Annotated in this window: 6 protein-coding genes; 3 read left to right on the forward strand and 3 right to left on the reverse strand. The window is 67.2% G+C overall.

What is annotated here, in order from left to right; translation table 11 throughout:
• Positions 1 to 4: 4 nt before the first annotated feature.
• Positions 5 to 1,243 carry an MgtC/SapB family protein gene (locus ACIQ7H_RS17265; protein ID WP_395793783.1) on the reverse strand — a complete coding sequence of 413 codons (1,239 nt, stop codon included), beginning with the start codon at positions 1,241 to 1,243 and terminating at the stop codon, positions 5 to 7.
• Between the two features lie 255 nt (positions 1,244 to 1,498).
• On the opposite strand from ACIQ7H_RS17265, the gene ACIQ7H_RS17270 reads away from it, so the two are divergent.
• The gene (locus tag ACIQ7H_RS17270; RefSeq protein WP_395793785.1) at positions 1,499 to 4,732 is read left to right on the forward strand and encodes a hypothetical protein; all 3,234 of its coding nucleotides are present in this window, start codon (positions 1,499 to 1,501) and stop codon (positions 4,730 to 4,732) included.
• Between the two features lie 344 nt (positions 4,733 to 5,076).
• On the opposite strand, the gene ACIQ7H_RS17275 is transcribed toward ACIQ7H_RS17270, so the two are convergent.
• Positions 5,077 to 5,421 (reverse strand): high-potential iron-sulfur protein, encoded by a 345-nt coding sequence (locus ACIQ7H_RS17275; RefSeq protein ID WP_395793787.1) that lies wholly within the window; start codon positions 5,419 to 5,421, stop codon positions 5,077 to 5,079.
• 651 nt (positions 5,422 to 6,072) lie between these two features.
• On the opposite strand from ACIQ7H_RS17275, the gene ACIQ7H_RS17280 reads away from it, so the two are divergent.
• Both ACIQ7H_RS17280 and ACIQ7H_RS17285 read left to right on the forward strand, forming a co-directional pair.
• Positions 6,073 to 6,759 carry a lysoplasmalogenase gene (locus tag ACIQ7H_RS17280; RefSeq protein WP_395793789.1) on the forward strand — a complete coding sequence of 229 codons (687 nt, stop codon included), beginning with the start codon at positions 6,073 to 6,075 and terminating at the stop codon, positions 6,757 to 6,759.
• The gene (locus ACIQ7H_RS17285; protein WP_395793791.1) at positions 6,752 to 8,164 is read left to right on the forward strand and encodes a sterol desaturase family protein; all 1,413 of its coding nucleotides are present in this window, start codon (positions 6,752 to 6,754) and stop codon (positions 8,162 to 8,164) included. Before ACIQ7H_RS17280 ends, ACIQ7H_RS17285 begins: the two co-directional genes overlap by 8 nt.
• A 26-nt stretch (positions 8,165 to 8,190) precedes the next feature.
• On the opposite strand, the gene ACIQ7H_RS17290 is transcribed toward ACIQ7H_RS17285, so the two are convergent.
• On the reverse strand, positions 8,191 to 8,613 hold the full coding sequence (locus ACIQ7H_RS17290; RefSeq protein WP_395793793.1) for a hypothetical protein: 423 nt from the start codon (positions 8,611 to 8,613) through the stop codon (positions 8,191 to 8,193).
• Positions 8,614 to 8,776: the final 163 nt, after the last annotated feature.

Below are 8,776 nucleotides of genomic sequence, written 5' to 3' on the forward strand. Positions count from 1 at the left end.
CGCCTCAGAGCTGCACCGCCGCGCACGACAGCAACCACGCCAGCAACAGGCTGCCGCCGACCTGCAGGCCAAAACTCCGCCCGCCGGCGACGAAGGCGACGATGCTGCGCGACACCACGCTGGCGCCGAGCACGCCCTGCAGTGCCCAACGCGCAGTCTGCGGATCCAGCCCGCCGGTGGTGCCGAGCTGGGCCACCGAGGCCATCGCCGCGTGCAGCTCGATCAGCGCAGCGATCGCCGCGGTCACCAGCACGCCAGCGCTGCCGAGACGCTGCTGCAGCCAGGCCGACAGCAGCAGCACCGCGGCGATCAGCGCCGCGAACACCAGCGCATGGCTGAGCCGGAACATCCGCGACTGCGCGGTCGGCATCGCCTGCGAGGCATCCGCGCCATTGCCGCGCAGGCCGAACGCACCGGCCAGCCCCAGCACCGCGCCGAAGCTCAGCAGCTGCGGCAGCACCAATTGCAGAAACGCCGGCGACACCGTTGCCAGCACCGGCAGCGACAGCAGCAGTGAGGCCAGTGCCGCGAACTGCGCTGCCGAGACACAGGACACCTGCAGCGCCGGCTGCTCGCGCACGCGCTGCCCGAAGCCGGCGATGGCCGCGGTCGACGACACGAAGCCGCCGAAGAAGCCCGCCAACGGCAGACCGAACCGACTGCCAACCATGCGCAGCGCGACATGGCCGGCCGCACTGATCGCCATCACCAGCACCACCAGCTGCCACAGCTTGGCCGGATTGAGCACGCCATAGGGGCCAACCGCCGCGTTCGGCAACAGCGGCAGAATCAGCAGCACCGCCGCCAGCAGCATCAGGCCATCGCGCACCTCGGCCTCACTGATCAGCTCGCGGCCGAAGCGATGCAGGGTTTCGCGCGACTGCAGCAGCAGCGCCACCAGCACCGCCAGCGCGGCGGCGAGACCGGGCGCCGTCTGCGCGAGCCCGCCGAGCAAGGTCGTCAGCACCAGGGCCACCTCGCCGGTCAGCCCGGGCGAAGTCGGCGGGTTCAGCCGATAGCTGCCATAGGCCAGCAGCGCAATCGCCGCCAGGGTCAAGGCGAACACCGGCACCCCGAGCTGCCACCCGACCGCCCCCGCCAAGGCAGCCAGCGTATGCGTGCGCATCCCGGCCGCGGCCTTGTGGCTGGGATCGCGCTGGCGCTCGCGGACGATGCCGATCAGCAGGCCCAGGCCAAGCGCGCTGATGTAGGCGGAGTACTGCTCGGGGAGCATCGAAAGCATGTGAAAGGCTCGGCAATGGCGCGCGGCGGAGAGGCCGACACTGTAGTCGCGCCGCGGCCATGTATGCGCAGCGACTTGGGTTGCGAGGCGCCGGACTCCGGGTCGCTCGCGCATGACCGGGGCGGCCCTGCCCGCTGGCCCTACAGATTCGCCACAGACATTCGAGCCGGATCGTGGTCCGATCGCCGGGCGTTCAATCACAGGCGCCAACTCAGCGGCCACGCGTGCTCGATTCTTATCATTGCGGAGTATTCGATGAAACCTGTCCTGTGTTTGCTCGCCCTGTCGCTGGTTTTCGCCTCGTCCTCGGATGCAGAGGAATGGCGTTACCGCAGCAGCGAGGCCGCCGATCTTTCCGTTCGCGACGAAGGCGCGCTGGCCCGCACCGACAGCGGCTTTCTGCAGGTCGTTGGCGGGTGGGCGCTGCGTCGGGATGCCGCCGGCCAAGTGCGCGAGCGCCTGCAGCACGATCCGGCTTTCGACCGCCGCAGCCGGCTGATCGCACTGCCAGACCAAGGTTGGCTGGTGCTGGCTCCGGTTCTTGCCAACGGCAACTGCGAGATCCAGCGCTTCAATGCCTCGGGTGAGCAGCTTTGGCGCAACCCGACCGATCGCACCACCTGCGATGGCGTTTCGTTCTACGCCGATGTCAGCGGCGGTTGGCTGGTGTCCGGGGCCTCCAGTGACTACGCCAGACGTCGGGTTCAACGCCTTCAGGCCGACGGAGAGTGGGTCGCACTGGACATGATGGCTGCGGGCCTGCAGCGCATCGAAGTGCTGGCCCAGCGCGATGACGGCAGCTTTGATCTGGCCCTGCTGGGCAGTAGCCAGGGTCTCTCATACGCGCGCCTGATCGGCACGCGCGTCGAACAAGTGCGGCTTGTTGAGCCCTCGGTGCGCACAGCGACGCACAGTGCCGTCTCCAGCGATGGATCGCTATGGGTGATCGCCCAAGGCGTCGATGGTGATCCTGCCGACGCATTGATGCGATTCGATGCTGAGGGCCGCCGCCAGTGGCGACTGCCGCTTGGCCTGGAGCCCGGGCGCAGGCTGATCGGTCTGCGCCTGATCGATGACAACGTCGTCGGCGTGCTCACCGCGGCGCTCGACTCGGACCGCGGGCAGCTGCGCACGGTGGATCGGGCGGGGCGTGTTGTCGCCAGCATCGGCATCGAAGAGCGGCTCAGCCTCAGCCCGATGCCTGAGCACCCATCACTGCGCCCTGCGACGGCGGTCGGCGCGATCACGTTGAACCTCGATCCTGAGCGCGACGGCCCACGGCTGCTGAGCTTCAACGCGATGGGTGCGCAGGTGGCGCTGCCGTTCGAACACGGCGGGCGCTCGCTGACCGGCGCGTGGCCCGAGGCGAGTGTTCCAGTCGGGGGCCAGGGCTCGATCGCTGCGCACGCATTCACGCCCGGCCATGTGGACGTCGTCGTCGGCAGCGAGGGCGCACAGGTCCGTTCACTGGATCTGCGCACCAGGTCGATGTCCGCGCTCAACAGCTCAGGCCCCACCGGTGTCCGAACCCGGCTCCGACCGATTGCAGTCGCGGCCAGCGACTCGCGCGTGTGTGTGGGTCCGATCGTCTACCGGGGCATCTTCACCGAGATTGCGTCCGCCGTGAGCTGCACCGATCGGGCAACCGGCAAACCCATCTACCAGCTGAGTCCGCACCTTTCTCCGCTGCAAGGCGTGGGGCTGGTGGGAACCCGCGAGCCGACATCGACGCTCGCCCTCGATGCGGAACAGCGGGCCACCACCCTGTTTTTCACGGCCTGGGACGAGCAGTCGATGCGCCTGGAGCGGCTGCGGGTGTCAAGCGACGGTCAAAGCGGAGAGATGATCACGCTCGCCACCTTGCCGAGACCGACTGCATACAGCCCCGATGCGCCTCCGGTCTGGCGCGCCTCGCTCCAAGCGGACGGCGCCGCGTTGTTTGCCTATCCACATCCGCAGGGCGGCTTGAGCCTGGTGCAGGCCAGTGCGTCGGGCACGGTCGTTCAGGCGCGGCTCGCGAGCAACGAACAGATCGCACCCAAGGCGCTGCTGGATCGAGGCACCGCCGGTGCTGCGCTGCTGGTGGATATCTCCGGCGCGGCCGGCGTCCGCAGTGAGGTGTGGCTGCTGGCTGGGTCCGGTGTGCTGCTGCACCGGGTGCACTTGGGCGATGGCGACGTCGAAGGCACCACCGCCGTCTTGCTGGAAGCCGCTGGGCAACTGCTGGTGGCGCGAGATGCGGAGTCGGATATCGCCGCGCCGCCCGGCATCACCACTGCAGGCAGGGCCAGAACGCGCACAGTCGGAAGCGTGGATCCGCAGACCGGGCGATGGAACTGGCAACGCACTGAGCGCCGCGTGCTGGGCGACCGCTTGATCGATCTGAAGCTCGATGCCGCCTCCGGCCGCGCGGTGCTGTTGGCGGACCGCTCGAACCAGCCGAAGATCGAGCTGCTGGACCTTGCGAGTGGCGACAGCCTCGACGTGCGCTCACTGCGATGTCCCCACAGCCGCAGCTGCGTGGCGCAGGCGATGAGCATCGACAACCTTGGCCAGGGCCGGGTGCTTGCACAGGCCGTGGATGCACAGCTGGGCCTGCAGATCGAAGTCATCAGTTTCGACCTGGACGCACTCCCACCGCGGCCCGGCGTGGCTGGACTTGCCGGTGTCTGGTACGCGCCGGAGAGCAGCGGCCAGGGTCTGGTGTTGAGCCTCATGCCGAATGCCAGCGCCCTGCTCGGCGGCTGGTTCACCTACGCCGAGAACGGCACCAACCGCGCCGCCGATCAGCGCTGGTATGCGCTGGAAGCGCGCTACGCGCCCGGCGCGAAACAACTGAACGTCGAGATCGTGCGCAGCGCCGGCGGCGCCTTCGCCACCGATGGCGCGGCGGTACCCGAGGTGATCGGCCACGGCGAGCTGTACCTGCGCAGCTGTGGCGAGGCCGTGCTGCGCTACCGGTTCACCGACGGTGAGGAGGCGGGTCTGGCAGGTGCGACTTCACTGCTGCGTCTCGGCCCCGGCGGCACCGATTGCACCGAGCCACCTGCGCGACTGGCCGATGGCGGCGGGTTCTCGACGGCTCAGTCCGGCGGGTGGTACAGACCGGAACAAGATGGGCAGGGCCTGGTGATGGAAGTGCTGCCGCCCGCAGCGGGCTCACCCGGTCTGCTCAGCGCCGGTTGGTTCACGTTCGACCCGCAGGCTGCGGCCAACGACCCGCATGCGCAGCACTGGTTCTGGATTCAGGGCGAGATCCCGCTGCAGGCCACCCGCGGCGAAGTCGAGCTGCCGATCCTCAATGCCATCGGCGGCTCGCTGGAGACCGGCATCAACCGCAATGTGCGCGAGGTCGGCCGTGTGCGTATCGCATTCACCGCATGCGACCGGCTCGAACTCGATTACCGGTTCAACGCGCAAGCAGGCGCGTTCGCGCAGCGCAGCGGCCGCCAGCAGCTGAGCCGTCTGTCAGGATGCGCCGGCGAGTAGATCCGGCGACGGCTTGCGGGCACACCGCGTCGACAGGGCGAACACCCGCCGGAACTGATCCGGCGGGGAGCGTCCGCTGCTCTCCGCTGAGACGGACTCAGGCTGCGCGAGAACGACCAACCCGCTCAAGAAAAACATCAACGGCCATTTTCAGCTTGCCCCGTGCTGGGCTGTGTTGACGATTCGCGCTGCACGGCCGCAGCCGCGCACGACTGAAGCTCGCCCACTGCCGACACCCGTCACGTGGGTGACAGCTATCCAGCGCAGAGGTATCCGAAGCGCGTGCCCAAAAGCAAAGGCCGGTTGCCCGGCCTTTGCTGTGCACGTTGGAGCTTGATCGACGATCAGGCCTTGGCAGCCCAGGACACGCACCAGCCGGCGCCAGCGACGCTGTTGGCCGGAAACAGCATGCAGCCCACGCGCTCACCGGGCTCGCCCTGGATGAAGTTGCAGTTGTTGCAGTTGCTGCCCGGCTTGAACTGCGGCCGGGCCGCAGCATCGACCTTGCTCGCATCTTCGACATAACCCAAAGCGACCGCCTGCGGGTTGTCGAGCGGCAGCGCCGGCTTGTCGGACGCCGCATGCGCCGGCTGGGTGAGCAGACGGAACGCGATCGGCGCGCCGACCGCAGCGACTGCGGCGGTGTGCAGGAAGCGGCGGCGGCTGGGGGTGCTGGGTGTGTTGGACATGGAAAACTCCTGGCGATTGCTGGGGATCAGGACGACTGGGGCGGCACGCTAACCGGTCTGCACCGCTCGCGCGTTGACTGGAGTCAAGACGGGAGCGCTTCGCATTGCCGGGGCGCCGCCCGGTGGCGCCGACATACGATGTCGCGGCGAGTATGCAGGCCGCGCGAAACCCGACGCGAATGCTTCGCATCAAGATCGCGGCAGGGCTTCACAGGCCCGTGTTGTCCGGATACCGCGGGCGGCCTTTCGCCCCTTCGCCAAAGCGCCGGTCGCGCGTTGAGCCTGCTGATCACGCCGCCGGCCAGACTGTCGCGAAGCAGACGAAAATCGATCCCGCCGAGCCGCAGGCCTCAACTCCGATCGCACCGGCATGTCATCGTGTGTCGTATGGATACTGTCAGATCCCATGCAACGCCATGAGACTACGTCCATTGCCAGCTGCCGCTTCCGGCTGGCCCGAACTATCGCGCGATTGCTTCTCTACTGCCCGTGCTGCGGGCGCCGCGTGGCGACGTGACTTTGAAAGACACAGTAGTTCCAGGGCGTGCAGAAGGCAGTGACGCGGCCCGCCGAATCTGGGCGCGGCCAAGCTGACTTGCGGTGCTGCATGCTTGCTAGCATCACAGCATCCGCTTCACCTCGGAACCGTACGTGCGTGCCGCCACTCTCGACCCGTTGATCGTTCTCGCTGCCCTGGGTGCCATCGCCGGCGCCCTGCTGGGCCCGTCCTGGATGCTCGTGCACTGGCTGTGCAAACCGCTTGCGACGGCGCTGATCGCCCTGCGTCTGTGGCATGCGGTAGCTGCCTCCACGCAGCGAAGCTGGCTGTTGGCCGGGCTCGGCCTGTCCTGGCTGGGCGATGTGTTGCTGATGTGGCCGGCGGATCTGTTCCTTGGGGGGCTGATCGCCTTCTTGCTGGCGCACCTCTGCTATATCCGAGCCTTCAGCCTTGGGCTTGATCGGCGCTCCGCCCTGCCTGGCCTGCTGGTGTTCGCCCTGATCGCCACTGGCGTGCTGGCCTATCTGCTGCCGCAGGTGCCGAGTGCGATGCGTGCGCCAGTGCTGGCCTATGTAGCGGTACTCGTACTGATGGCGGCGGTGGCCAGTGGACACAGCCTGCAGCGTGGATGGCAGCCGTGGCCGGCGGCAGCGCTGGGCGCGACTCTGTTCGTGCTGAGCGACAGCCTGCTTGCGCTCAACCGTTTCGCCACTCCCCTGCCGCTGGCGCCGCTGTGGGTGCTGGCCAGCTACTACGCCGCCCAGTGGTGTCTTGTACGCAGCGCCGAGCAGACCCTTGTGTCGCCTGTGCCTCGGCCGGAGGCCGTCGCCCATGGCTGAGACGATCATGCTGTTCGCGATCCCGGGCTTCTTTCTGCTGATCGCGGTCGAACTGGTCGCCGCGCGCTGGCTCGGCCGCCAGGTGTACCGACTGAATGATGCGATCTCCAGCATCGGGCTGGGCGTGCTGTCGCAGATATCGGGGGTTTTCAGCAAGGCCTTGCAGGTGGGAATCTACGCGGTGGTGCTGCAGCAGGTCGCGCTGTTCGAGCTGCCCGTCGACAGCCCCTGGGTGTGGATCAGCGGCCTGTTGCTCTATGACTTCTGCTACTACTGGCTGCATCGCGCGGGCCATGAGGTGAATCTCCTCTGGGCTGCGCATGTCGTTCACCACCAGAGCGAGCGCTACAACCTCAGTACGGCGCTGCGTCAGTCCAGCAGCGGTGCGCTGTTCGGCTGGATCTTCTATCTGCCGATGGCGCTGCTGGGATTTCCACTTGAAGTCTTCGCCGTGGTCGCGGTGATCGACCTGCTCTACCAGTACTGGATCCATACCGAACTGGTGCCGAAGCTGGGCTGGTTTGACCGCGTATTCGCCAGCCCCAGCAACCACCGCGCCCATCACGCCGTGAACATGCGCTATCTCGACCGCAACTACGGTGGCCTGTTGATTCTTTGGGATCGCCTGTTCGGCACCTTCGTTGAAGAGGACGAACGCGACCCACCGGTGTACGGCACGCGCGCGCCGTTGCGCAGCTTCAATCCGCTGTGGGCGAATCTCGAGGTATACGCCGGCCTGCTGCGCGACACCTTGCGCAGCAGAAGCTGGGGCGACCGTTTCAAGCTGTGGTTCGCGCGGCCTGGTTGGCGTCCGGCCGATGTGCAGACGGCCGATCCTAAGCCCGAATTCGACATCGCGCGATCCGAGTTCAACCCAACCCTGCCGCCACTGCGCGCCGCCTACGTGCTGCTGCAATTCATCGCCCTGCTCGGCGCCGCCGTGCTGTTCCTGATGCAGGCAGCGAACTGGTCGCTGCCTGCTGCGCTCGCCTATGCGTTCGGCCTGATTCTAAGCCTGACCACCTTGGGCGTACTTCTGGAAGATCACCCCCGGGCCGCGATTTTCGAAGCGCTGCGCTTGTTCGCACTCGCACTGAGCGGCGTTGTGCTGCACGCGCTTTCGCTCGCTACGACACCGAGCTGGCTGGTCTATGTCCTGTCCGCCTTTGCTGCCGTCAGCTTGCTCCTGCTGTGGCTCAGCCAAGCACGCCACGCGACACCTCCGCGGGCATCCAGCGCAGGCGCGGGCGGGGCCGTCAGCAGCCAGGGTGTACAAGGTGATCGCGCCATCGGCACTGCGGGTCTGGACGAGATCGCCGCGAGGCGCGTAGTCGATGGCAGCTTCAATGAAGATGGCAGAAAGACCTCGTTCAGCGTCATAGCCAACACCGGGGGCTCGCCATAAAGCGCGCGCCAAACAATGCTCGCGTGTTAAAGCCCAACGTTCGCTGCGCTCACGACGCCTTGCTTCGCTCGGTCTCGTTCGGGTTGTTGTCGAGGTAGCGCAGCAGCGCGGGCCAACGGCCCAGGGCCGATGGTGCTCAGTTTGTCGCCCTTGCGTGCCCAGGATGAGGCCGAGTTGGCCTGGTCGAAGTAACTGCCGATGCCGAAGAAGATCGCCGCCGAGAAGGCGCCTTGCAGTCCGCCCTTCAGGGTGCCCGATTGCACCGCGCCTGCGGCAAAGCCGCCGGCGACGGCCACTGCGAAGGCTTGGCCGTACAGCGCTTGGCTCCACAGCGCCCCGGCCGCGCCGCCCGTGTAAACAGTGATCGCCACCGCCACCACGGTGCGCAGGATTTGGCCCAGTGAGAGGTAGCCGCTCGGGTCGGTCAGGCTCAGCGGGTTGTTCAGCACGTAGCTGTAGCGGTTGAGGCCCTGGATGCCGGCATCGAGCGGAACGTGTCAACCCTTTCCCAACACTCGGCGACGTTTTTTCTAACTAACCACCTCCGGCAGATCGAGCTCAACGGGTGTGGATCTGGCCTTGAGCGCGCCGGGTGTGCTGAGCAGCTCAGCT

The organism is Aquimonas sp., assembly GCF_044377145.1.
Classification (GTDB): Bacteria; Pseudomonadota; Gammaproteobacteria; order Xanthomonadales; family Xanthomonadaceae; genus Aquimonas.

Bases quoted from the DNA above. Each gene is read 5' to 3' on its own strand.
- ACIQ7H_RS17265 (WP_395793783.1), bottom strand. From the start codon at position 1,243: ATGCTTTCGATGCTCCCCGAGCAGTACTCCGCCTACATCAGCGCGCTT.
- ACIQ7H_RS17270 (WP_395793785.1), top strand. From the start codon at position 1,499: ATGAAACCTGTCCTGTGTTTGCTCGCCCTGTCGCTGGTTTTCGCCTCG.
- ACIQ7H_RS17275 (WP_395793787.1), bottom strand. From the start codon at position 5,421: ATGTCCAACACACCCAGCACCCCCAGCCGCCGCCGCTTCCTGCACACC.
- ACIQ7H_RS17285 (WP_395793791.1), top strand. From the start codon at position 6,752: ATGGCTGAGACGATCATGCTGTTCGCGATCCCGGGCTTCTTTCTGCTG.